We start from the raw sequence: 25,441 nt of genomic DNA on the forward strand, positions 1-25,441 counted from the left end.
GCTCAACCGAGCGGCAAAATCACTCTAACGTCCAAACCATGCGGTTGCCCGGGTTTGATATCCAATTGACCGCGATGCAATTCAACAATCTGAGCACAAATCGACAAGCCCAATCCAGAGCCAGCAATATGTTCTCCCGCCACGCGAAAGAAGCGCTCTTTAATTTGGCGGCATGCGGCTTCTTCTAAGCCAGGGCCTGAATCCAACACCTGAATTACCGCCATACCTTGGGCTTCTTCCGCCCAAGTATGGATGGTTATCGGCCCTTGTTCGTTGGCATATTTACAGGCGTTCTCAATAATATTCTTCAATACCAATTTGAGATAAAAGCCATCGCCAAGCACCTTAAGCTGTGGAGCAAATTGCAACTGCCAATCATAATGCTCAATCAGTGGCAGCAAGTCGCTCAGCACGTCGTTGGTGATGGTTTCAACATCGACTGGCGCCACATTTAACGCCGCTAATGAATCTACTCGAGACAGCAGCAGTAACTGTTCAATGGTATGGCTGATCTGCACAATCCCTTTATCTATCGCGGCGTGATGCAGTTGCTTCTCTTGTTCTGAGCTCGATTGTGCCAAACCTTGATGATGCAATTTAATGATGGCTAATGGGGTTTTTAGCTCATGGGCGGCATCACCACTAAATTTACGTTCACGCACCATGGCATCGCCAATCCGCTCGATGTAGCCATTCATCGCATCGCGCACCGGCACAAGTTCAGAAGGGAGTTTCATCTTAATCGGCGTAAGATCTGCCGGCGAACGTTGTTTGAGCTTGCGCGCTAAGGCCTGTACAGGCTCAAATAACCAGTAGGACAGAAATATCATTAGCAACGCAACCAACGGAAAGATAAACGCCGGGCCAATCAAGCTATTGCCCATGATTTGATCGACCAACTCTTGGCGTACGTCATTACGCTGTCCGGTGATAATCCATACATCGTTGCCTTTTGAATAGTAGGTGTACACATGCCAAAGGCGCTGATCCATGGTTAACACACGATAGCCAATGGCAAATTCAGTCATAGGTGTCGTCAGGCTGTTGACCGAACGCATCAGTAAATCGCCGTTGGCACTCCAGATCTGAAACGCGAGCTTTTTCTCATAGGCCAATTGTTCAGCGTTGGCATCTTCATGAAAAGTTTCTACTTTGGCTTGCTTGATATCCAACAACAGCGGATGGCCAATCAGGTTGCGACGATGTTCGAGCGGTTGGGCACCATAAAAAAGCTCCAACATCTTGGCGCTTTGCAGCATCTGCGCATCAAAAATCTCTTCAATCTGGCGCTCTGAATCGTGGGTACTCAGCCACGTCGAAATCCCGATGGAAAGTGAAATACCCAGTAACATCACCCCAATGAGGGTTAAGCGCAATGACATAGCTACTCCACTTCTGCCAAGGTGTAGCCAATGCCGCGGATGGTTTTAATCAACTCGGTACACGTTTTTTTACGCAGGTGATGAATATGCACTTCAATTGAGTTGCTGCCGACTTCGTCCCAGCCATAAGTCAGCTGTTCCAGTTGCGCTCGGGTCAATACCCGACCGCTGGATTGTGCCAGCTCCAGTAATAATTGATATTCCCGCCGTGATAACTGCACAGTTTCGCCGCGAAAGCTGACTTCGTGGGTATTCAGATCCATGGTCAATGCTCCCACCGCGAGTTTGTTTTCAAACATGCCGTGATGACGCCGCACAATGGCTTTAATGCGTGCTACCAGTTCTCGCACATCAAAGGGCTTGGCAAGGTAATCATCGGCACCGATATCTAAACACGCCAGTTTGGTATCAAAGTCGGTGTTAGCGGTTAATACGATGGTAGGGATATCGATCCCGCGCCGCCGCCACTGCTGCAACAAGGTACGGCCATTACCATCCGGTAAGCCTAAATCCAGAATAATCGCGCTAAGCGCTTCGTTATGAATGGCCAGTTCGGCTTGCTTGATGGTGGTGACATGGTCGACTTGAATATCGAGTTTTTCTAAGCTCAACGCCAATCCTTGAGCAAGGAGATCATTATCTTCGATTAACAGTATGCGCATAATTGTTCGCTTTTAAACTCCGCCAAGTATCGCGGACTGATAGCTTACCACGATCTCAACTGCTGATGGTTATCCCTACTATGGAGTCTCAAGCCAGTCGTGAGTTCCCTAAATTAGATTTTTCTCAGCATCAAGATTTTTTATTGATCTAGCTCACTTTTTCATTAGTTACATTACTTACATTTGTTGAGTTAGGTGCAAAATATGATCCGTATCAATTTTCGACACTCATACGCGAATTCTCGCGAAACACAATAATAGAAGTTCTGCAGAACTTCACCTGAAGCAACTAGAAAATAACAAAGGTTAATCCATGGAAACTCATGCAGCACTCTTTGAGCAAGGCAGAAAAAGGCTGGATGCGCTTAGGCAAATGCCGCCTCGTCAGCAAGAATCATTAACAGATAGAATGTTAGAACTCGGCATCACTCGCCGCGATTTTATGAAATGGAGTGCCTCAATTACCGCACTTCTCGCGTTACCTCTTCCCTTCAGTAGCTTAGTGGCAGAAGCCGCCGAACTCGCCGACCGTGTGCCCCTAGTCTGGTTGCATATGGCAGAATGTACTGGTTGCTCTGAATCATTAACCCGTGCAGATACCCCAGATCTCGATACCCTTATTTTCGATCATATTTCACTGGAATATCACGAGACGCTGATGGCTGCGGCCGGTTGGCAAGCAGAAGAAAACCTCGAACACGCCATGGAAAAATACCATGGTAATTACCTACTTGCGGTTGAAGGTGCAGTACCGACTAAAAACGGTGGTACTTTCCTGAAAGTCGGTGCCAAAGGTAAAACTGGGCTCGAAGTGGTAAAAGAAGCTGCAGAAGGCGCAGCCGCCATTATTTCAGTCGGTACCTGCTCATCATTTGGTGGTGTGCAAGCGGCCGCGCCAAACCCTACCGGCGCTAAAGGCGTGCACGCGGTAATCGATCGCACGGTGATCAACTTAGGTGGCTGCCCACCAAGTGAAAAGAACATTGTTGGCACACTGATGTACTTCGTCATGTTCGGTCGTTTGCCGGCACTGGATATGTTTAACCGTCCAAAATGGGCCTATGGCGCTCGGGTGCATGACAACTGTGAACGTCGTGGTCACTTTGACTCAGGCGAATTCGTTGAAGAGTTCAGCGATGACGCCGCCAAAGATGGTTACTGCCTCTATAAGGTGGGTTGTAAAGGCCCTTATACCTACAACAACTGCCCAACCGAACGCTTTAACGCCCACGTGAGCTGGCCAGTATTGGCGGGCCACGGTTGTATCGGTTGCTCAGAACCTAATTTCTGGGACGATATGGCAGATTTTGAAAAACCTCTTGGTCGTCAGTTATTGCATGGCATTGATGCCAGCGCCGATGCAGTGGGTGGTGTCATTCTCGGTGCCGCTGCTGTAGGTATCGCAGCGCATGCTGTTGCTAGTGTTTTTGCAAATTCCAAAGAGGACTAATTAAATGAATCAACGTGTTGTCATTGACCCCATTACGCGTATTGAGGGCCATCTGCGCATTGAAGTTGAAGTAGATGAACAGAATGTGATTCAAAAAGCCTGGGCCTCTTCTACTCTGTGGCGCGGCATTGAAGTGATTTTGAAAGGCCGTACCCCAATGGACGTTGGTCTGCTGGTACAACGTATTTGTGGTGTGTGTACCTTCTCGCATTACCGCTGTGGTACCGAAGCTGTTGAAAATGCACTTGGCTTGGAAATCCCAGTGAATGCTAAATACCTGCGTTCGCTGATGATGAGCGCCCTGCACTACCATGATCACTTGGTGCACTTCTATCATCTGCACGCACTGGATTGGGTTGACGTAGTGTCAGCTTTGAGCGCTGATCCTGCAAAAGCGGCACAAATTGCCACTCGTTACACTGCAGAGCCTATCGCGGCTGGTGAAGGCGATCTGCGTGCAGTTCAAAAACGTGTGCAAGGCTTTGTTGATAAAGGTCGTTTAGGCCCATTCGCTAACGCCTATTGGGGCAACAAAACCTATCGTTTTACCCCTGAGCAAAACTTGATTGCGTTGTCGCACTACATGAAAGGCTTGGAAATCCAACGTGTTGCAGCTGAAATGATGGCGATTTTTGGTGGTAAGCAACCGCATCCACAGTCAGTCGTCGTTGGCGGTATGACCTCGATTCGTGATTTGCTGAGCCCAGCGCGCCTGCAAGAGTGGAAAACCAAACACGACGTCGTGCGTGACTTTATCAAACGCGCTTACCATGCTGACATTCTGATGGCAGCGGAAGCCTTTGGTGATGAAGCCTCAGTGCTAGGCGGCGTGAACGTGCACAACTTTATTTGTACCAATGAATTCTACGGCGCCGATGGCAAGCACTTGTATCACCAAGGGGTGATCCATGATGGCGATTTGAGCAAAGTGGAAGATGTTAACCCAGACTTGGTGGCAGAAGACGTCACTCACTCTTGGTACAGAGCCGATAAACCACAGCATCCATATGAAGGAACGACCATTCCTCAATATACCGATTATGTAGAGCGCGATACCGTTTATGGCAAACTGCCTACCCTCGACAATGAAGGTAAATACAGCTGGGTAAAATCACCACGCTATAACGGTAAACCAATGGAAGTTGGCCCACTGGCGTGTTTGCTGGTGAACTATGCTCGCGGAAACGAGAAAGTGGTTGATGCGATCGACAGCTTCTTAAAAGAAACCGGTTTGCCGTTAGAAGCGCTGTACACCACCTTGGGGCGTACCGCAGCGCGGATGATCGAAACCGAAATTCTGGCAGATGAATGTGACAAGATCTTCGATGCATTGGTGACTAACCTTGGCAGCGACGACACGCTGTACGTCAAACCGAATATCGATCCAAACAAAGAATATATCGGCCACTCATTCATTGAAGCGCCACGCGGCATGCTAAGTCACTGGGTACGGATTAAAAACGGCGTGGTGGAAAACTATCAAGCTGTGGTGCCTACGACTTGGAACGCAGGTCCAAAAGATGCCAACGGCAATATTGGCCCTTACGAAGCTTCACTGCTCGGTCTGAAATTGGAAGATCCGAAAAAACCATTGGAAGTGCTGCGTATTATCCACTCATTTGACCCATGCATGGCATGTTCTGTTCATATGATGGATTACAAAGGTCAATCATTGGGTGAGTTCCGTGTCGGTCCAAGCGCCGCCTAAGGAGGAAATTATGGCAACTACTACACCCGATTATGAACGGGTCAAAGTGTTCAGTGCCGCCATCAGGATATTTCACTGGTTACGGGCGCTGTCTATCGTCATTTTGACCGTAACAGGGTTTTATATTTCATGGCCGTATCTCGTGGGTGCAGATACCACAGATGTACTGCTGCAAGGCTGGATTCGTTATGGCCATTTGGTCTGCGGTTTTACCCTTTGCGCAGTCACCCTAGTGCGCGCCTATCTGTTCTTTTTCAGTAAAAGCGATATTGAACGTCGTTCATTTGCAGACGTGAAAAATTTTCGCAGCTGGATTATTCAAATTAAATCCTATTTCTGGATTGGACACCTCGATCATAAAGGTGTGTATGGCCCGCTGCAGTTTATGACCTATTTGGGCGTAAGTTTAATGGCCGCCTTTATGTGTTTAACCGGGCTGATACTGTATGCCAACGTTTATCACGAAGGTTTGGGCGGCGCGCTATGGAGCAGTGCCGCTTGGTTAACCCAAGTGTTTGGTGGTTTAGCTTGGGTGCGTATTCTGCATCACTATGTGACATGGGGATTCATCATCTTTTTGCTGATCCACATCTACATGGCAGTTTGGATGGGTATCCGCTTTAAGCACAATGCAGTTGATGCGATTGTGTCTGGTTACGATTACCACCCTAAACATTAATCGATAAAACTCGATTAAAAACTGATGTGATCTAAATCATGTCTCATCACGATTTAGATCACATTTTTTTTGGTTTGTTAGCCACTATACCGAACTAAGTTCGGTAACCGCCATAACACCGAATACACCGATTAATGGAGTTGTTATCAAATTGTTTAATTGATTGGTAATTATTCCAACTGATTTATAAATGCGCAAAAGTGGGGCAAAATCGGCAAAAATGACGAAAAATGCGCTAAATTCCAGTCAAAATCACCGTAGTCGCAGACTTGGTCAAAATGTCTCAATTTGGCCATTTATAATTGATCCTCTTCATATTCTAAAAATCTAATTTTTTTTCACGTCGCAATTAAGCGCAAAAATTGATGTATCTCAAACAACTATTGTGGTTCCACCTCTAAGATCGCTTCGATTAGCTGTGTGAGCTATAACGCAAAAAAGCCCGTTCAAAAACACTAAAGGTCAAAACATGGACACACATTCAGCCCTTTTTGAACAAGGTCGGAAGCGATTGGAGGCATTACGCCAACTTCCTCCTCGTCAAGAAACCTCATTACAAGAACGTATGCTTAAGCTTGGGATCACTCGTCGTGATTTCATGAAATGGAGCGCTTCAGTTACTGCATTATTAGCATTGCCTCTGCCCTTCACCAATCTGGTGGCAGAAGCTGCTGAATTAGCTGACCGTGTCCCATTGATCTGGTTGCACCTTGCAGAATGTACTGGTTGTTCTGAGTCATTGGTGCGTACCGATACACCAAACCTCGATTCACTGATCTTCGACCACATTTCGCTGGAATATCATGAAACATTGATGGCAGCAGCTGGTTGGCAAGCAGAAGAAAACCTGGAACATGCGCTGCATGCATATAAAGGTAGCTACCTGTTAGCCGTCGAAGGTGCAGTACCTACTGCAAACAACGGCACCTTCCTGACTGTGGGTTGTAAAGGCCACACAGGTATGGAAATCATCAAAGAAGCTGCTGAAGGCGCTGCTGCGATTATTTCTGTCGGTACTTGTGCATCATTCGGCGGTGTTCAAGCGGCTGCACCAAACCCAACCGGCGCAAAAGGCGTTTATGAAGTGGTTGATAAAGCAGTTGTTAACTTGGGTGGTTGCCCACCAAGTGAGAAAAACATCGTGGGTACATTAATGTACTTCGTGATGTTTGGTCGTCTGCCTGCACTGGACATGTTCAACCGTCCAAAATGGGCCTATGGCGCGCGCGTACACGACAACTGTGAACGTCGTGGTCGTTTCGATGCCGGTGAATTCGTTGAAAAATTCGGCGATGAAGGCGCAAAAGAAGGTTACTGCTTATATAAAGTGGGTTGTAAAGGTCCTTATACCTATAACAACTGCCCAACTGAACGCTTTAACCATCACGTAAGTTGGCCAGTACTGGCCGGTCACGGTTGTATGGGGTGTTCAGAACCTAACTTCTGGGATGACATGGCAGACTTTGAAAAACCGCTTGGCCGTCAATTGATACACGGTCTGGATGCAACTGCTGACACCATCGGTGGTGTAATTCTCGCAGCGACCGTTGTTGGCATCGGCGCGCATGCTGTTGCTAGTGTATTTGCCGGTTCCAAGGAGGACTAATTAAATGAATCAACGCGTCGTTATTGACCCAATTACCCGTATCGAAGGCCACCTGCGTATTGAAGTGGAAGTCGATGAAAACAATGTTGTACAGAAGGCCTGGTCTTCTTCAACGCTGTGGCGCGGTCTGGAAGTTATCCTCAAAGGCCGTACGCCAATGGACGTAGGTCTGTTGGTACAACGTATCTGTGGTGTATGTACCTATTCACACTACCGTTGTGGCACTGAAGCAGTAGAAAACGCTTTAGGTCTGAAAATCCCATTGAATGCGCGTTATCTGCGTTCTTTGATGCAAACGTCACTGTTTATGCATGACCACATTGTGCACTTTTATCACCTGCACGGTTTGGACTGGGTAGACGTTGTGTCTGCATTGAGCGCTGACCCAGTTAAAGCATCACAACTGGCACACGAATACATTCACAACCCAATCGCGACCAGCGATGGTGAACTGCGTGCGGTACAAGAACGTGTCAAAGGCTTTGTGGCAACGGGTAAGTTAGGCCCATTTGCTAACGCCTACTGGGGTAATAAAACTTACAAGTTCTCTCCTGAGCAAAACCTGATTGCTTTATCTCACTACCTGAAAGCGTTGGAAGTACAACGTGTTGCAGCAGAAATGCTGGCTATCTTCGGTGGTAAGCAACCTCACCCACAATCATTGGTTGTTGGTGGTGTGACATCTGTACGTGACATGCTGAGCCCAGCGCGTCTGCAAGAGTGGAAACAAAAACACGCAATCGTTCAAGACTTTATCGAACGCGCTTATAAAGCTGACGTGATCATGGCCGCATCTGCATTCGGTACTGAACCTTCAGTACTCGGCGGAGTAGCAATCAAAAACTTTATGTGTACCAATGAGTTCGTGATTGGCGATCAAGAATACATCTTCCAACAAGGTGTGATCATGAACGGCGATCTGAGCAAAGTGACTGATGTGAATCCAGATCTGATTGCCGAAGACGTCACTCACTCTTGGTATAGCGCTGATAAAGCACAACATCCATATGACGGTACTACCATCCCTAACTACACCGGTTTGGTTGAGCGCGACACAGTGTACGGCAAACTGCCAACACTGGATGGCGACAACAAGTACAGCTGGGTGAAATCACCACGTTATGATGGCGAACCAGTGGAAGTAGGCCCGTTAGCTTGTCTGTTGGTTAACTATGCCAAAGGCAACAAAGTCGTGGTTGATGCCGTAAATGAACTGCTGCAAGTGACTGGTCTGCCTGTTGCAGCACTGTTCACTACCCTGGGCCGTACTGCTGCGCGCATGGTACAAACGTGTATCGTTGCCAAACACGGTTTGGAAACCTTCGATGCACTGTTGAGCAACATGCAATCTGACGAAGCGACTTATATCGAACCACAAATTGATTCAAGCAAAGAGTACGTCGGTCACTCAATGATTGAAGCGCCACGTGGTCTGCTGAGTCACTGGATCCGCATCAAAGGTGGTTTGGTTGAAAACTATCAAGCTGTGGTGCCAACGACTTGGAACGCAGGTCCTGTGGATGCCAACGGCAAAGTAGGTCCATATGAAGCGTCTCTGGTAGGGCTGCAACTGGAAGATCCAACTAAGCCATTGGAAGTTATCCGTGTTATCCACTCGTTCGACCCATGCATGGCATGTGCGGTACACGTGATGGATTACAAAGGTCAATCTCTGGGCGAGTTCCGCATTGACCCAAACGCCTGTTAAGGAGGTGTGACATGGCTAAAGCAGGAGTTCCCTTTGAACAGGTGAAAGTCTTCAGCGCCGCCATCCGTATTTTTCACTGGCTGCGTGCCTTGGCAATTACGGTATTGGTCGCAACAGGCTTTTATATATCATGGCCATTTGTTGTCGGAGCCGCTTCAACTGACGTACTCGTACAAGGTTGGATCCGCTTCTCGCACCTGATTTTTGGCTTTGTTTTGTGTGCAATTACCCTAGCGCGCGCTTATTTGTATTTTTTCAGCAAGAGCGACATCGAACGTCGCTCAATGAAAGACGTGATGAGCGTAAAAAGCTGGATTACCCAACTTAAGTCCTACTTGTGGATGGGAAAATTGCACAAAGCTGGTGTCTATGGCCCACTGCAATATGTGACCTACCTCATGGTTTCGGTGATGGCGTTCCTGATCTGTATCTCAGGTCTGGTACTTTACGCCAACATCTACCACGAAGCCTTGGGTGGTTCATTGTGGGGCATTGCGAGCTGGTGCACTGAGCTGTTGGGTGGTTTAGCTTGGGTGCGCATTTGGCACCACTACATCACCTGGGTATTCGTGATCTTTGTCGTTATTCACGTTTACATGGCAGTTTGGACAGGTATTCGCTTTAAACACAACTCTGTGGACGCGATTGTATCTGGTTACGACTACCACCCAGAAGAGCACTAGGAGCCCAATGAACACATTGCTGTTGGGAATTGGCAATGTCTTGTACGCCGATGAAGGCATCGGCGTACATTTTGTCAATTATATTCATGAAAACTATGAATTTTCTCACCCAGAGCATCAATTAGTGATGCTCGATGGAGGCACACTTGCGCAAGGGTTAACCCCCATTCTGGCGCAATACCAAGCCTTGATTGTGGTCGACACAGTCAATGCCGCTGGCTGTGCCCCAGGAGAAGTTTATTTCTTCGATTTTGATAACGCGCCGCCAGAAATTGACTGGCAAGGCAGCGCCCACGAAGTGGAAATGCTGCAAACCCTGACCATGATGGAGATGATGGGCGACCGTCCGCATACCATGGTGCTTGGGGTGACACCTACCGTGATTGAACCTATGACATTAGGCTTAACCGAGCGCATTGCCGCTGCGGTTCCGCTGATGGAAAAAACACTGATCAACTATCTCACTAAACTCGGCTGGCACTGCAACAAAATCGCTAACGTCGATATTGCCGAGCTGATTCCGCAATCCTACATCCCACGCCTATCAATGGGCGATAGAGAAAGTGGCCATAAACCACAAGGTCAGGACCCGCAGGATATTAACTAATATGAAACTTTTGAGATTTGAGTTTGACTGTTCTCGTCAAGTTCCTTGGTACGGCCACTTATGCAATCAATACCTTAATTATCAGTCGCTAACATTGACAACAGGTATTGAAATCGTCCGTCCTGATCCTGAAGCACAAGCGCTGCAATTACCAATTGTATGGCGCTATTTCATCGAGGCTGAAGGTGAACAAGCGAACTTAGAGGCACTCGCGAATTCTTTGGCACAAGATTTCTTGTTAAGCACCTACCTGCTGGACTCACGGATTATTGCAGTCAAACAACGTCAAGGTACGGATAAGCCTTTAATGGGCGAGCCTGCTTCGTTGCCATTCTGCCAACATTGCCAACCGCAATTTGGTGACAATATGCACCCGCACTTTGGTCAACTGACCTTAGCTTGCGATCATTGCCACGGCGCAGATGCAATCAACGCCCTGCCCGCATTAGCAGCAATGCAACCGGCGGATTTAATCCAATTTGCTCAGCAGCTGTTGAATGGCAATAGCGTCCGTTTAACAGATACAGTCGGCACCATTGAGCTCAGCCGTTCGCCAATTGCAGCAGACGATTGCGCCGTGTTGATTTGTAACCCGAACACTCTGAGTCAGCAGTTTATTCTGGAAAATCGCCAAGTGCTTTCGCTGTCATCAATTGAGAAGCCACTGCTGCTGTTGAAGCCGCATGCAGATCTCAAACTGGCGCAAGCATTATTGCCGGTTGGGTTTGCCGCAACTCGGTTACAACAAGTGTTGTGCGAACTGCTGCGTGTCAAAGGTGTTAACTGGATTTACATCAGCGGCGCTAAGCGCGCGGTATTTGCCAACGTACTGACAGCCGATGTACAGGTCAAAGCCCAGCAAGTGAGTCTCAGCAACGAAAGCTGCGGCGTCAATGTGATTGAACCGCTGCACGATGATGTTCGCTTTGGTGATTATGTCGCCCATGCCAGCGGCAACCGTAAAAAGCCCGTGATTGAAACGGCCATAAGCGCTGACACAAAAGTGTGGGACAGTACCTCGGTAATCAATGCCGCTGAATGTGCAGCGTTAGGATTAGGCGCCGAATACGGTACCGACAAAAACTACGCCGTGCTTTATTTCAGCAATCAGCATGACAGCAAAATTCTGACCCGTGATGGCAAAGGTAATTTCAGTACTTTTATCACCCTGCCACGCTTGCCTAAAACTGGTGCAGAGATTGATGCCATCATGCAGCAAAGTGAATATGCCAAGGTGTGGGGCAAATTCAACGAAACCCATGCTGACATCTATCAACGTCTACTGGCGCTGGATTTAACCAGCGTGACTCAGGTTGCATCGCTTGAAGCGCTGTGGGCCGTGAGTGCGGTGATTGTTGGTTTGCAAGCTGATTCACCACGCGCATTGGCACAAGCCTTTGTGGCCGCCGCTATGAGCAACCGTGCGCCAAATTCGCCACGTATCGACTTTCCGTTGACCAAGTACGCCGAAGGCGTTGAAAGCAGCTTTGATTGGGCACAAACCTTGGGCACCTTAGTGAGCTTCCGCGTTGCTGGCGACGAAGATGAAGCCAACCTCGCCTTTGCCGTTTATGACTCATTGGCCGATTACCTCGCTAATTGGATCGAGCGTTTAGATGTCAATACTGGTATCAGATGCGTTTATCTTGCCGGTGACGAATTTGCCAACCCAGTGTTGGTGAAACGCCTGAGCTTACGCCTAGGGAAAAACTTCCCGATGGCATCAAGCCAACGCCAAGACCTAGATGGTGCTTTGCTTGCAACCGGAGCGCTTTACCTGCGTCAACGCCGAGGCAAATAATGACCATCGCCACTCCCGCCAGAGCCATCCAAACGGTTGCACGTCGCTACCACATGCAAGGCATTGTGCAGGGAGTGGGATTCCGTCCATGGATTTATCAACTGGCGCTGCGCTGGGAGTTAGTAGGATACGTGCTGAATAACGGTGAGGGCGTGACGGTTTTAGTCCAAGGTTCAGCTACTGCCATCAATTATTTTGATCAATCGCTTTACCAACAACGGCCGCCACTTTCCCGTATTGACGCCATTACACATCAAGACATAGAAGTTGATAGCAGCATCAGCGTTTTTGCTATCAATCAAAGTGAAACATCAGAACACGCAGTAACGATAGTCAGCAGTGACAAAAGCAGCTGTCCAGACTGTCTTGCAGAGATGCGTGACCCACACAATCGCCATTTCGGTTATCCGTTTGTCAATTGCACCCACTGTGGTCCACGCTACACCATCATCAACAAGCTGCCTTACGACCGTAGCAACACCTCAATGGCCGCGTTTGAGATGTGTGCCGAATGCCGAGCAGCGTATGAAAACCCGCTCGATAGACGTTATCACGCACAGCCTGTAAGTTGCCCAGCCTGTGGCCCGCAACTGCGTTATTTGAATACAAAAGGTGAACAGCAAGCTGAGCGCGGTGAAGCGTTTGCGCTGACGGTTGCCGCACTAAAGCGCGGCGAAATCCTCGCAATCAAGGGCTTGGGCGGTTTTCATTTAGTGTGTGATGCTACCTCTGATACAGCGGTGAATCTGTTACGGCAACGCAAACAACGCCCGGCCAAGCCTCTAGCTGTTATGGTGGCCAATCTCGACATGGCACAAGCTTATGCGCAAGGTTCAGCCACTGAATGGCAGCTGCTCACCAGTCAAGAGCGCCCGATTGTATTGCTGGCTAAACGCGATGATGGCACTACTAAGCCGTTGAGTGCTGCAGTGGCCCCTGAGATTGACCGTATTGGTTTGTTTTTGCCTTATACGCCGCTGCATACTTTGTTACTTGACGCACTCGAATTTCCGCTGGTTGCCACCAGTGCCAATCTCTCTGGCGAGCCGATTATCACCGATAGCTCTGATATCATTAGCCAATTGGCCAATGAGCCGTTTGCTGTGGTAGATGGTGTGTTAGATCATAACCGCCCTATTCTCAACGGCTGTGATGATTCTGTGGTGCAGGTCTGTGGGGGTGAAATTCAAGTACTGCGGCTTGCCCGTGGCTACGCCCCCCTGATGTTGCCAAGCAAAAGTCTGTCGGCAACCGAGGCATCACTGTTGGCGGTTGGGCCACAGCAAAAAAACACCTTAGCACTCAATATCGGCAACAACCTTTGTTTAAGCCCGCACATCGGCGATCTATTTAGCATTGGCGCTGAAAGCTATTTCAAGCGCACACTGGCCAGTTTTCAGCGGCTGTATCACATCGAACCGCAGCAGATCGTGCGCGATCTTCATCCACAGTACGCTTCTAGCCAGTGGGCGGAACGGCATGAAGCCCCCAAGTTGTTAGTGCAACACCATTACGCCCATGTGCTGGCGACATTGGCCGCAAACGATTACCAAGGGCAAGTGCTGGGCTTTAGCTTTGACGGCACAGGGCTTGGTGATAACGGCGAGCTGTGGGGTGGCGAGTTACTCTTGGCCGATAACCAGCAATATCAGCGTCTAGCGTCTATTGAGCCATTTGCGCTCATCGGAAATGAATTAGCCATTAAACAACCTTGGCGACTTGCCTATTCGCTGCTGTGTGACCACTTCAATCATGAGCAGTTGCTGCAATTACCGTGTTTTGCCGAACACAAAATTAGCCAGTTAAATAACCTTAAGCGGGTGATGCAAAGTGGTAAAATGCCGCTGACCCATTCCATTGGCCGCTTATTTGATGCGTTAGCTGTGTTACTCGGGCTAATGCAGCACACTTTATACGAAGGCCAAGCTGGAATTTTGGTCGAAACTGCGGCAAGGCGCGCATTAGCAAATGATGTTTTACCTTATCCTTTAACGCTTAGACGCCAAGCTGATAGTCAATTAGCATTAGGTATTTGGCAACCGCGAGCGCTATTTGCTGAGATTGTCGCTGCGCGATTGGCCGGTATTGATGTCGACGCCCTAGCCCTTGGCTTTATTCATGCGCTTGGTCGTGCCGTTGTCGCGGCGGCGATAGATGCGCAACAACAGTTTTCAACCGCATTGCCGGTGGTGCTCACCGGCGGTGTATTTCAGAATCGGTGCCTAACCGAATTCTGTCAGCAACAATTTACTGTTCAAGGCATCTCTTGGTTGCCACAGGGACTGGTGCCCGTAAACGATGGCGGTATTGCCCTTGGACAGCTTTGGTATGGTTTGCATCAACTGCAAACTGAGAAAGGATCGCACTAAACCGTCAAGGCGGTTTCACAGGAAATATCGGAGTAGATATGTGTAAAGATTGCGGATGTTCAATCGCAGGTGGTCATAGCCATCTTCATGCCCACGATCATGCCCATGATCAATTGATGACCAACCCACAGTTAAACGATAAGAAAACCTTGTCGGTTATCCACAAAATTCTCGATAAAAATGACATTGAAGCAGCGCATAACCGTGAGCACTTTGAAGCCCATGGCGTGATGGCATTTAACTTAATGAGTAGCCCAGGAAGCGGTAAAACCACCCTGCTGGAACATCTGACCCAATATACCGCTAAGCGTTACTGCGTTATTGAAGGCGATTTGGAAACCTCACGCGATGCTGACCGCCTTAAAGCCAAAGGCATCAACGCCATCCAAATCCAAACCGGTAGCGCTTGCCACCTTGATGCCTTTATGGTGCACGGTGCTCTGCATCAACAGCCGCTAGACGATATGGACATCTGTTTCGTTGAAAACGTCGGTAACTTAGTGTGCCCTGCCAGTTACGATGTCGGTACGCATAAAAACGTGGTGTTAGTGTCAGTGCCTGAAGGCGAAGACAAAATTGAAAAATACCCAGTGATGTTCCGCAAAGCCGACGTGGTGTTTATCACCAAATGTGACCTGCTGCCTTACTTTGACTTCGACCCAGAAGTGGCCAAAGCCGCCGTATTAAAACTCAACCCCAATGCTCAGGTGTTCAACGTCTCTATCAAAGACGCTGACAGCATGAAAGCTGTTGCCGATTGGTTTGAAACCGAACTTGCTGGGTTTTCGACCGTGCAAAACAACACCGAGGAGACCGCCTAATGTGTCTCTCTATTCCATCACAAGTTGTTGAAATTCATGACGATGGCAATGTCACCGTTGATACCATGGGCGTAAAGCGTACCGTGAGTTGCCACCTGCTTGATGAACCATTAGCCATCGGCGATTACGTACTGATCCACATCGGTTTTGTGATGAATAAAATCGACAAAGCGGCCGCACTCGACAGCCTTGAGCTGTACAAAGAGATCGTTGAAAAGTTGGAGGCTGAGGAGAATGCCTGAGCTGCAACTCAAACAGCTTTATGATGGTTTTCGCGATCCAGAAACCATCAATGAGCTGGCGCGGCAGATTAAACAGTGGGCCAGCCAACTGACCGAACCCGTGTACATGATGGAAGTGTGTGGCGGTCATACCCATACGATTATGAAGTACGGCTTGCCGCAGCTATTGCCAGACAATATCCACTTTATTCATGGCCCGGGTTGTCCTGTGTGCATTATGCCGAAAGAGCGCATCGACCAAGCCGCCGCACTCGCCAGCATCGACGATGTGATTTTGGTGACCTTAGGTGACATGATACGCGTGCCTGGTTCACAAGGTTCATTGGCACAATTTCGCGCCAAAGGGTGTGATATACGCCCGGTCTACCAACCATTAGACGCGCTGAAAATTGCGCAAGAGAACCCGACAAAAACCGTCATATTTTTTGCCATCGGCTTTGAAACCTCGACCCCAATGACCGCCGTTCTGCTAGAACAAGCGGAAAAATTAGGGCTCGAAAACCTGCTGTTTCATATTAACCACGTGTTAGTGCCACCGGCGATTGATGCGGTGATGGCCGACCAAGAGACCAAGGTGAATGCCTTTATCGGCCCGTCACATGTGAGTGTGATTACGGGCAGTAAGATCTATCAACCAACCGTCGACAAATACCACACGCCTGTGGTGATTTCTGGCTTTGAACCGGTTGACGTGATGCAATCGATTCTGGCGATCGTGAAGCAAAAAGTAGAAGGTCGCGCCGAGTTAGAAAACCAATATCAGCGTGCGGTAACCGAACAAGGCAACCTCGTTGCACAGCAAAAAGTCGACAAATTCTTTGAAGTCCGAGACAGCTTCCGTTGGCGCGGTTTGGGTCCAATTCCGAGTTCTGCTTTGAAACTACTCAGTGAGTTTGCCCATCGCGATGCAGAAATCCGTTTTGCTGCTCGGTTACCTGTAAAAGAAATTGACGATCATAAAGCCTGCCAATGTGGCGATATTCTGCGCGGTAAAGCCAATCCCAAAGACTGTAAAGTGTTTGGTCGCGGTTGCACCCCGCAAACACCATTAGGCAGCTGCATGGTCAGCTCAGAAGGCGCCTGTAACGCCTATTATCGCTATGCCGGAGTGGAGTAACAAATCATGGCGAAACCTACTCAAATTCAATTAAGCCATGGTGGCGGTGGCCGCGAAATGGCAGAGCTCATTGGTAAAATCTTCTTTGATGCCTTTGATAACCCAATCCTGCGCCGTGAAGAAGACGCTGCTGCGTTAAACCTCAGTGGTCAAACGGCGTTTACCACCGACTCATTTACCGTTGCGCCGCTGTTTTTCCAAGGTGGCGACATTGGTAAGTTAGCCATCGCTGGCACAGTCAATGATCTCGCGATGATGGGCGCCGAGCCACAATACTTGAGCTGTGGCTTTATCATCGAAGAAGGCTTTGAAATTGATAAGCTCAAAACCATCGTAAGCAGCATGGCAAAAGAGCTGGAAAAATCTGGCGCCCATATCGTTTGCGGCGACACCAAAGTGGTACCCAAAGGCTGTGCTGATGGTTTGTTCATCAACACCACTGGTGTTGGTCGTATCGTTCGCCCGGGCATTTCCGTAAGAGCGATTCAGCCCGGCGACGCGGTGATCCTGTCTCGCGATATTGGTCGCCACGGCGCGGCGATCCTTACTGCCCGTGAAGGCTTGGAGCTTGAATCAGAGCTAACCTCGGACTGTGCAACTCTATGGCCTGTAGTGCAGCAACTACTGGCTGCAAATATCGATATTCACGCCATGCGCGATGCCACACGGGGCGGTATTGCTGCCGTACTGAACGAGTGGACCAAAGCTGCGAACGTTGGCATCGATGTTGAAGAAAAGCTAATCCCTGTCTGTGATGAAGTTCGCGGTGTTTGCGAGCTTTATGGGTTTGAACCTTGGGATCTCGCCAACGAAGGCACCTTCGTCATCGCTTTACCAAAACAAGCCGCAGAAGCCGCGGTGGAAATCATGCAACGCCACGGCGGTTGTGATAGTGCGGCGATCATCGGCACTGTTAGCGATGAACATGCAGGCAAAGTGGTATTGCATTCGCCATGGGGCAGTAAACGTTACCTTGAATTACCGCAAGGTGAGCTGCTACCGAGGATCTGTTAATGCACGAGTTTTCGATTGTCAGTGCGCTGATTAATCAATGTGAAGAGTTAGCCGCTGAACACAAAGCCACCGGCATTGCCCGCGTTGCTGTAAAAATCGGCGCTTTAAGCGGTGTTGAACCGCAACTAGTGAAAACGGCGTTTGATACCTTTCGTGAAGACGGCATCTGCCGCGGCGCGGAGTTAGAGATGGACATTGCACCGCTTGAACTCGACTGCCAAGCGTGTGGCACGATTACAAAACCCGATGAAGTTGCGTACATCTGCCCAAACTGCCAGAGCCACGATGTAAAAGTCAGTGGCGGTGAAGAGATGCTATTGATGCAACTTGAACTGATGTTCGATTAGTTCCATTCTGCATCCCTCAAATTTCAATTCAGACACACCTTTGATGGTGTGTCTTTCTTTGCCATGTTTAGCAGTAAAATAAGCCTAAAAACTTAGGATTAACCCGCAAAACACGTATCGGTTGACTATAGTGTTAACAAGGTTGCGCCATTGGCGAAGCAGGTCACGGCGTTGATATGCTTGAGGGGTTAACCATGTTAGCAAAAGGACTTACCAAACTGAGTCAATTGCCACCTGCACTGGGCGCGGTGGTTGCCGCAGTGCCCGTTATTCCAATCCTTATCTATCTCATCATCCAGCAGCAATGGCTGTTGATGCTGCTGTTATTGGTCAATTACCTATTCACCACCTTGGTGTTAACCAATTATAAAGCCATTGTCGTTAATGCCCGCACCGCAGCACTCGAATTAGCCCAAGGCGATCTCCGAGCCAGAATCAGCCAACAGAGCGAACTCGGCGGGGCGCTATTTCGCGCCATTAACCGTATTGGCGAGGACGTGTCCCGCACAGTGCATTTTCTCGGTAAAACCAGTCGTCATATGTTAAAAGTCGCCGATACAGTGCAGCAAGATTCCGAAACCTCAAAACTCGGCGCAATTAAACAAAAACAAGATGTGAGTCATTCGCAGGACTTAGTCGCGCAACTGCTGGAGATCAGCGCCCAAGTGTCGCAGCATTGTGACCAATCCTATCAACAAGCATCCAACGCCTGCGCCCAAGCCAGTAGCGGTATTCAAGTGATGCATACCCTGGAAGAGACCTTAGATTCAGTACGCAGCCAATATGCCCGCTCCAGCGAGCACTTTGCTGAACTCGATCGCGAAAGCGCCCAAATCGGGGCGGTGATTGACACCATCACCAGTATTGCCGAACAAACGAATCTGTTGGCACTCAACGCTGCGATTGAATCGGCTCGAGCAGGCGAGCACGGCCGAGGCTTTGCAGTGGTAGCTGACGAAGTGCGTAAACTCGCCACCAAAACCCAAGAAGCGACCCAAGATATCGACAGCAAGATTTCGAACCTCCAAACCCAAATCAACGCCGTGGTCGAAGCCATGGAGCGCAACAAAGCGCGTATCGATAATGCCTACAGTGCTGCAAATAAAGCAGAAACCAGTTTTGGTGAGCTTAATCAACAGATCAGTGACCTCGACCAACTCAGTAAAAATATTGCCCAGCTTTCTACCCAGCAGCTGGCCGAAACTAACAAACTTAGCAACTATCTGGTTGAAATTGAGCAAGAATCCAATAATAACGTGACAGCAACGGAAGATACCTTACTCGCCAGTATTACCGTGCGTAATATGGCCGGAGAGATTGAATCGCTGCTGCACCGCTTCAAAGTGGATACAGCGCAGATTGAGCAAGAAGATAAACGCCGTGAAAAACTGATGGAATGGAATCCTGGCTTAGATCTGGGCTTATTAGAAATCAACCGTCAGCACCAAACGCTGGTGAATTTGGTGAACGAACTCTATTACTTGCTGCAGCATAACTATGGAGCGGCCTCGATCAAACGGGTCGTACAAGGGTTAATCGATTACACCGCCAACCACTTCAAGTACGAAGAAACCTTGTTTGAGTTGTTCGACTATCGCCACCAACAAGAACACAGCAATATTCATCGGCGCTTGGTGGGGCAAGTGTTGGATTTTCAACGTCGCGTGGAAGCCGGCGAAAATATTGGTGACGAACTGATGAGCTTTTTAAAAAGTTGGTTGATTAATCATATTCAAAAAGAAGATCGTGCCTATTGTGAACACTTTAAATCACGCGGCATGGAATAGCATTATGGCTGCCATTGCACGTAGCAAACGCTGGCAGGATAAAACTGCGCTAAAAAATTGAGCCAATAGCCTTGATGATCGGCCAAGGTATCGCCGGGGCCTTTCACTTCAATAAACTGCGGCGCACCGTCAGATTCAAACAAAATGATATCCGGTTGACCACTGCGGTAATGGGCAGGGTCTTGTAACAAGCGTTGGCACACCGCACAGATAAACCTCGCACTAAAATTGCTGAGCGCTTGCGCCAATACATCTTCGGTTAACACACGCCAATTGACCCAGTCATTAGTTAGCCCTTGCTTTTCAGTAAAATGCTGCTTAATAATGCCAAAGTCACCCGTGGCTAAAGCGGCAAAACGTTGCTCAATCAAGGTTTGGCGCTCTTCAGCAAAACTGGGCTGGTACATATCCCGTGGCGCCCGCTGATAGGGGTTATCAAAAGCGCCAATCACTGGTGCAAAAATGATGTCCCAAAATGCCAAGCCAAAAATGCCACACAATAAGCTATTTTCGCAGAAATAAGCACAAGCGCCCTGCCCACTCAAATACTGCACTAGCTGCTGCTCGACCGAAACACCTGCTACATAGGGCAAACTAAGCTCCATCTTAGATGGCGGCTGATATTGGACAGCTTGCACGCTTAACGATGTTAATTCTTCAGCACACGTTTGCTTGGCCACACGCTTACAGATGCGCTGAACCGACAGGCGTAAAGTTTCATTTGGTGCAGCATGCCATAACTGAGGCAGTAGTGTCGCAGCCGCTGCAACATTAGTTTTTTCATAGACGCGGCTCAATCGTTCTTGCGCTGCCCAACTGTCACATTGCAGGTAACACTGTTGCGCTAATGCCAGCGCTTTTGCGCGCTCCGCTTGACGGCCTATGACAAACAGCATTCGCTGCCGGCGCCGCTCAAGAATTCTATTGTTTTGGGTCGCAGGCAGCTTGGCTAACACATCCTCGCAATTTAGTGGCTGCTTACGCTCAATTGCATCATGCCACGCCTTGCTAAGCTCGCTTAAGCGTAACGCCGCCTCAATGTCTGCCGCCGTTTGATAAGGCCGATCAGCAGGCCGGATTTGATACTGTTCAAACGGCTGCATGCCAATATCACTCAGCACAAACTGACTTAGATCTTGATAATTGTTACCAAAGTAAAGCAGCAACAACAGTTCAAGCAGAGACTGACATTGCAACGATAACCACTGCAGGCCAAGCAGCTCTGAAAAGCGCAGCGCTACGTCGTCAATATTGGTGAGTTCGCCTAACGCCATCAGTAATTGCGCTTTGGTGCTGGCATTGATCCCGACGGTTGCGGCAACGGGTTTTAACTCTGCCAAGGTAAGTAATGAAAACAACTGGTCGGCAGCAGGCGGTGTATCGCTCACCAAGCCACTGAAAATCAGCTCATTCGCGGCGTTATCAAGCTCCGAGATTTCAATGTAATGCAGTTTTTCACGGCGAAAATATAAGCCTTTGCGCGACAGTAAGCGCACCAATAACATGCGCGCGTCACGCGAAAGTTGTTGATATTGATTCAGTGCCGCAAGCGGCTCAGCTGGCAGGATATCGAGATAACGCGCCGCCGCATTGATAAGCCGCTCGAAATTATGCAGGTAATAATCAGCGGCCAAAATGACCGCAGAGGGTGCTGTCATTAGCTACGATAAAGGGTTTGGATCAGATGAAAACCGAAGCGGGTTTTTACTGGCCCGTGAATTTCCAACACCGCCTTTTTGAACACCACATCATCAAACGCTTTGACCATTTGCCCGGGGGCAAATTCACCTAAATCACCGCCGCGTTTCTTTGACGGGCATTGTGAATAGCGTTTGGCTAAAAGGCCAAAATCTTCGCCCTTTGCCAACAGCTGTTTGATTTTTTCCGCTTCTTCACGGGTTTTCACTAATATGTGTCGAGCACTCGCACGCGCCATCATGACCTCTTTAGAACTGTGCGTTCACCAATTAGACTGGAGTTTAGCATAGCCAATAAGCCAACCGAACTAGGATTGAGATCCTTGCTGCTTCACTTTTATAATCAAGCCTCAATTTACTTAGAGCAGTAACTATGTGGCAGCAACAGTTAATCCAATTAGGTGCACGACAACGCGGGTTTCATTTAATTAGCGATGAGATTGAATCAGCATTGGCATCAATGACTAAATTATCGATTGGGCTCTTACATCTTCAGCTGCAACATACCTCGGCGTCACTGACCTTAAATGAAAACGCCGATCCCACCGTACGGCAAGACTTTGAGAGCTGGTTTAACCATGCGGTAAGTGAAGACACTCGCTATTTTCGCCACACCTATGAAGGTGCCGATGATATGCCAGCACATATTAAATCGAGCTTGCTGGGCACCAGTTTAATGTTGCCCATTCGCAATGGCCGCCTTGCACTCGGCACTTGGCAAGGGATCTATCTAGGTGAGCACCGCGATCATGGTGGCAGTCGCAAAGTGCTTTTGACCTTACAAGGCGAATAACAGCGCCTTACAACCGTGCTGTTGTTCGCGCAATAGAGCCAGTAATTACGCCAGCAACCGTTGATAGCCTTGCAACAGCAGCAAAGCCGCAAATACTAACAGCACTACACCACTGAACTTTAAAATCAGCCATTGCCGTCGAATGAGTTGCTGACGAAATCGATTGATGTTCAGTGCCCAGCCGAGAAAACCAAACCAAGCTAATGCCAATAAGAAGAATAACCCGATCAATGCCAGCTTAAAGCCCAGTGGGCTTTGATGAGGTAACATGCCGGCAATCACGCTAAAGAAATAGACATAAGCCTTTGGGTTCAATGCATTGGTAGCAAATCCCGTCCACCAGCCGTTTTTTAAATTCAGTTGGCTTACGCTCGCCGCCGTGGGGGCGCTGGTATCGATTGGCGCGCGCAAACAGCTAATACCTAAATAACCTAACCAAGATGCCGCCAGCCACGGCAACACCAACATCAAACTCGGCAGATACAGTTGCAGCACATCCGCAGCAAACGTGACTGTGAGCGTGTGCAGCATAATGGCGCTCGATAATCCCAACGCCAAAGCGAAAGCATATTTGCGGCCACCACTCACCGCAGCGCGCAGCATTAGCGCAAAATCAGGCCCTGGCGCGACTAACGCTGCCACATGCACTAACCCAAATGTAATCAGTAACGAAATCCACGACATAGCGATGCTAGTACTCTTCTAAAAAAGTTGATAAGGCCACAATATAAGTGTTCAGCACAGAGGTATTGTAAAAAATTGCCGCTGGCGGATCTGCCGTTGGTATTCTGCAGGCGTAAGACTATAGCGGCGCTTAAACGCATGTGTCAGGTGGCTTTGATCATAAAAGCCTGCGGCGCTGGCCACCTCGGCTAACGGCAGATCGGTTTTGATCAGCTGCCGCGCGACATCAACCCGTAATGCCAATAAATAGGCGTGAGGCGTGATACCAAACTCACGCCGAAATTGGCGTAAAAACTGATGTTCGCTTAAGTCAAATAGCTTGGATAAATCCGCCAAACGATGACTATGGCCGATATCCGCCAGCAGATAGTCTTTCAATTGCGCCAATGTACCTTTGTTCAGTTTCGTTAACGCAGCTACGTTGGTTTGCTCAGCATAACGACTGACTAAAGTGGACAATACTGCAATAAGCTGCGTATCCAGCGCCAATGCCGATGTTTGCCCCTGAAGGCTGTAATGCAACGACAACAGTTGCTGGTAAAGCTGCGGGTCGTTAACTTCCGGCCCTTGCAAAAAGGTTTCTTGCGGTTTTCTACCCATGGTTTGGGCAAATGCGTTGAGAGTGGCACTGGGAATTCGTAGCAACTGGACTTGGTAGTCATCATCGTTTGCGCCATGACCATCATGTACTTCGTCGGGGTTGATAATCGACAGTCGTTGCGGCGCAAGTAAATAACCTTGACCTTTGTGCATAAAGCGCTGTACGCCCATATCAACCACGCCGATATGGACATCATCATGCACATGCTTATCAAAACGAAAGCCTTGATACTTGGCCTGCACCAGCTCGATGCCGGGCAGCGTATCTAGTAAACGATGCTGAATGTGACAAGTTGCGGCTGGCAATAACAATGCTCTTTTGGCGAAATTAAGCCAACACTATACACACAACCGCAACCCGAAGGCTTGTAAAAAATTGTCGTCCGCGATTATTCGGCAATGCGCTTAATCTTGGCCCAGTAAAAACCATCAAACCCCGTTTCGGATGGCCACACTGTACTGTCTTCAATCAACTCAAACTGCGGTTTTTCAGTCACAAAGCGTTGTACTTGGGCACGATTTTCACTGGGCATAATTGAACAAGTCGCGTACACCAAAATACCATCAACTTTGAGCATACGACTGTAGCTACCTAAAATATGTGCTTGCAGTTCGGCCAACACTGGCAAGCGCGATTCTGTATCGCCCCACTTGGTATCTGGATGGCGCTTTAATACACCCAGCCCAGAGCACGGTACGTCAAGCAAGACTCTGTCAGCCGACATGGCAATACGTTTAATCGTCTTACTTGAGGTGATTAAGCGGGTTTCAATATTGTGTGCCCCTGCTCGTTTGGCGCGTTTTTTCAGATTATCGAGCTTCCACTGCTCAACATCCATCGCTAACAAACGCCCTTTGCCCTGCATCATTGCGGCAATCGCGAGGGTTTTGCCACCATTACCGGCACAGGCGTCAATCACCCGCATACCGGGTTTAACATCGAGCACTTCAGCCACCATTTGCGAACCTGCGTCTTGCTGCTCAAACCAGCCGTCGTTGTAGCTTTCAGTGCGAAATAGTGAGGCGTTATTAGTGATTTCAAGGGCTGTTGCTACATTGACAACCGCTTGAGAACTGATGCCCTCATTTGCCAAGCGTGAAGCGAGTTTATCGGTGGTGGTTTTTAACAGATTGGCGCGCACATAGCGTTTCGGCTCAGCAGCAAGCGCCGCACGTTCGGCCGGCCAGCGCTCCGCTAATTGTTGTTGCCCTAGGATATCCAACCATTCCGGACAACCATCAACCAGCGCCGGGTACTGCTGCAGCTGAGCGACCCGCTCATTGAGTTGGGAATCTGAGAGTTGAATTCTAATAGCTGGTGAGCGCAGTTGATGCAGCTGAAAATATACCGCAACCAGAGATTGTAGCTGCGCGGGTGCGATAGGTAAGTTCACCTCAGCCACTGCTGCGTAATAATTCAATTTGCGCAGCAGCGCTCCAGCATGGCTGCTTATCAAGGCTTGGTCGCTACTAGCGAGCCGTTTACCAGCAAAGACTTTGGAGTAGGCACGATCCAGTGTTGCCCCATCGATTAATACCTGTTCGGCGACGGCGATAATCAACTCTGCTTGCTCTACTGACAACATGGCGCCTGACATTTTCTTCCCCTACTGACAAAATCGCCGGCGATCATAGGGATTTGCCGCGCGCTTAGCAACTCTTGAGCAGCCCAGCAGTCACATAT

At 48.8% G+C, this 25,441-nt stretch carries 23 protein-coding genes; 16 read left to right on the forward strand and 7 right to left on the reverse strand.

Going from position 1 to position 25,441, the window contains the following annotated elements:
* Window positions 1-2: 2 nt before the first annotated feature.
* Window positions 3-1,382: an ATP-binding protein gene (locus JYB87_RS09480; RefSeq protein ID WP_207353268.1), complete on the reverse strand. Its 1,380-nt coding sequence runs from the start codon at window positions 1,380-1,382 to the stop codon at window positions 3-5.
* A gap of 2 nt (window positions 1,383-1,384) precedes the next feature.
* Window positions 1,385-2,044: a response regulator gene (locus tag JYB87_RS09485; RefSeq protein ID WP_207353269.1), complete on the reverse strand. Its 660-nt coding sequence runs from the start codon at window positions 2,042-2,044 to the stop codon at window positions 1,385-1,387.
* A 313-nt stretch (window positions 2,045-2,357) separates the two neighbouring features.
* Between JYB87_RS09485 and hyaA (JYB87_RS09490) the strand changes: the two genes are divergently transcribed.
* From hyaA (JYB87_RS09490) to JYB87_RS09560, 15 genes are all read left to right on the forward strand, one after another.
* Complete coding sequence (gene hyaA, locus JYB87_RS09490; RefSeq protein WP_207353270.1) at window positions 2,358-3,494, forward strand: nickel-dependent hydrogenase small subunit; 1,137 nt, start codon at window positions 2,358-2,360, stop codon at window positions 3,492-3,494.
* A 4-nt stretch (window positions 3,495-3,498) separates the two neighbouring features.
* Window positions 3,499-5,202, forward strand: coding sequence for a nickel-dependent hydrogenase large subunit (locus JYB87_RS09495; protein ID WP_207353271.1), 1,704 nt, complete (start codon window positions 3,499-3,501; stop codon window positions 5,200-5,202).
* 10 nt (window positions 5,203-5,212) lie between these two features.
* Window positions 5,213-5,881 carry a Ni/Fe-hydrogenase, b-type cytochrome subunit gene (cybH, locus tag JYB87_RS09500; RefSeq protein WP_207353272.1) on the forward strand — a complete coding sequence of 223 codons (669 nt, stop codon included), beginning with the start codon at window positions 5,213-5,215 and terminating at the stop codon, window positions 5,879-5,881.
* A 469-nt stretch (window positions 5,882-6,350) separates the two neighbouring features.
* The gene (hyaA, locus tag JYB87_RS09505; RefSeq protein ID WP_207353273.1) at window positions 6,351-7,487 is read left to right on the forward strand and encodes a nickel-dependent hydrogenase small subunit; all 1,137 of its coding nucleotides are present in this window, start codon (window positions 6,351-6,353) and stop codon (window positions 7,485-7,487) included.
* Between the two features lie 4 nt (window positions 7,488-7,491).
* The gene (gene hyaB, locus JYB87_RS09510; RefSeq protein ID WP_207353274.1) at window positions 7,492-9,195 is read left to right on the forward strand and encodes a nickel-dependent hydrogenase large subunit; all 1,704 of its coding nucleotides are present in this window, start codon (window positions 7,492-7,494) and stop codon (window positions 9,193-9,195) included.
* Window positions 9,196-9,206: 11 nt separating this feature from the next.
* Window positions 9,207-9,878, forward strand: a complete 672-nt coding sequence (gene cybH / locus JYB87_RS09515; RefSeq protein WP_207353275.1) for a Ni/Fe-hydrogenase, b-type cytochrome subunit — start codon at window positions 9,207-9,209, stop codon at window positions 9,876-9,878.
* A 7-nt stretch (window positions 9,879-9,885) separates the two neighbouring features.
* Window positions 9,886-10,485 (forward strand): HyaD/HybD family hydrogenase maturation endopeptidase, encoded by a 600-nt coding sequence (locus tag JYB87_RS09520; protein ID WP_207353276.1) that lies wholly within the window; start codon window positions 9,886-9,888, stop codon window positions 10,483-10,485.
* Window positions 10,486-10,579: 94 nt separating this feature from the next.
* Entirely contained in the window at window positions 10,580-12,286 is a 1,707-nt protein-coding gene (locus tag JYB87_RS09525) for a NiFe hydrogenase (RefSeq protein ID WP_207353277.1), read from the forward strand.
* Entirely contained in the window at window positions 12,286-14,655 is a 2,370-nt protein-coding gene (gene hypF / locus JYB87_RS09530; protein WP_207353278.1) for a carbamoyltransferase HypF, read from the forward strand. Before JYB87_RS09525 ends, hypF begins: the two co-directional genes overlap by 1 nt.
* A 38-nt stretch (window positions 14,656-14,693) precedes the next feature.
* The gene (gene hypB / locus JYB87_RS09535) at window positions 14,694-15,476 is read left to right on the forward strand and encodes a hydrogenase nickel incorporation protein HypB (RefSeq protein WP_207353279.1); all 783 of its coding nucleotides are present in this window, start codon (window positions 14,694-14,696) and stop codon (window positions 15,474-15,476) included.
* A complete protein-coding gene (locus tag JYB87_RS09540; protein WP_207353280.1) occupies window positions 15,476-15,718 on the forward strand; it encodes a HypC/HybG/HupF family hydrogenase formation chaperone in 243 nt (80 codons plus the stop codon). The genes hypB and JYB87_RS09540 overlap by 1 nt, the downstream gene beginning before the upstream one ends.
* A complete protein-coding gene (hypD, locus tag JYB87_RS09545) occupies window positions 15,711-16,835 on the forward strand; it encodes a hydrogenase formation protein HypD (RefSeq protein WP_207353281.1) in 1,125 nt (374 codons plus the stop codon). Before JYB87_RS09540 ends, hypD begins: the two co-directional genes overlap by 8 nt.
* A gap of 6 nt (window positions 16,836-16,841) precedes the next feature.
* Window positions 16,842-17,849: a hydrogenase expression/formation protein HypE gene (gene hypE / locus JYB87_RS09550; protein ID WP_207353282.1), complete on the forward strand. Its 1,008-nt coding sequence runs from the start codon at window positions 16,842-16,844 to the stop codon at window positions 17,847-17,849.
* Window positions 17,849-18,196, forward strand: a complete 348-nt coding sequence (gene hypA / locus JYB87_RS09555; RefSeq protein WP_207353283.1) for a hydrogenase/urease nickel incorporation protein HypA — start codon at window positions 17,849-17,851, stop codon at window positions 18,194-18,196. The genes hypE and hypA overlap by 1 nt, the downstream gene beginning before the upstream one ends.
* 194 nt (window positions 18,197-18,390) lie before the next feature.
* A complete protein-coding gene (locus JYB87_RS09560) occupies window positions 18,391-19,983 on the forward strand; it encodes a bacteriohemerythrin (protein ID WP_207353284.1) in 1,593 nt (530 codons plus the stop codon).
* Between the two features lie 2 nt (window positions 19,984-19,985).
* Here JYB87_RS09560 and JYB87_RS09565 read toward each other — a convergent pair whose 3' ends face one another.
* Window positions 19,986-21,641 (reverse strand): VRR-NUC domain-containing protein, encoded by a 1,656-nt coding sequence (locus tag JYB87_RS09565; RefSeq protein WP_207353285.1) that lies wholly within the window; start codon window positions 21,639-21,641, stop codon window positions 19,986-19,988.
* Window positions 21,641-21,919, reverse strand: coding sequence for a peptidylprolyl isomerase (locus JYB87_RS09570; RefSeq protein ID WP_324032645.1), 279 nt, complete (start codon window positions 21,917-21,919; stop codon window positions 21,641-21,643). Before JYB87_RS09570 ends, JYB87_RS09565 begins: the two co-directional genes overlap by 1 nt.
* A gap of 134 nt (window positions 21,920-22,053) precedes the next feature.
* Here JYB87_RS09570 and JYB87_RS09575 point away from each other — a divergent pair, with 134 nt between their 5' ends.
* Entirely contained in the window at window positions 22,054-22,473 is a 420-nt protein-coding gene (locus tag JYB87_RS09575; RefSeq protein ID WP_207353287.1) for a secondary thiamine-phosphate synthase enzyme YjbQ, read from the forward strand.
* Between the two features lie 45 nt (window positions 22,474-22,518).
* Here the strand turns inward: JYB87_RS09575 and JYB87_RS09580 are convergent, their stop codons facing one another.
* From JYB87_RS09580 to JYB87_RS09590, 3 genes are all read right to left on the reverse strand, one after another.
* Window positions 22,519-23,157, reverse strand: coding sequence for a LysE family translocator (locus JYB87_RS09580; protein ID WP_207353288.1), 639 nt, complete (start codon window positions 23,155-23,157; stop codon window positions 22,519-22,521).
* A 51-nt stretch (window positions 23,158-23,208) separates the two neighbouring features.
* A complete protein-coding gene (locus tag JYB87_RS09585; protein WP_207353289.1) occupies window positions 23,209-24,063 on the reverse strand; it encodes an AraC family transcriptional regulator in 855 nt (284 codons plus the stop codon).
* 83 nt (window positions 24,064-24,146) lie between these two features.
* Window positions 24,147-25,355, reverse strand: coding sequence for an RsmB/NOP family class I SAM-dependent RNA methyltransferase (locus JYB87_RS09590; RefSeq protein ID WP_207353290.1), 1,209 nt, complete (start codon window positions 25,353-25,355; stop codon window positions 24,147-24,149).
* Window positions 25,356-25,441: the final 86 nt, after the last annotated feature.

The organism is Shewanella avicenniae (genome assembly GCF_017354945.1).
In the GTDB taxonomy this organism is placed as follows: Bacteria; Pseudomonadota; Gammaproteobacteria; order Enterobacterales; family Shewanellaceae; genus Shewanella; species Shewanella avicenniae.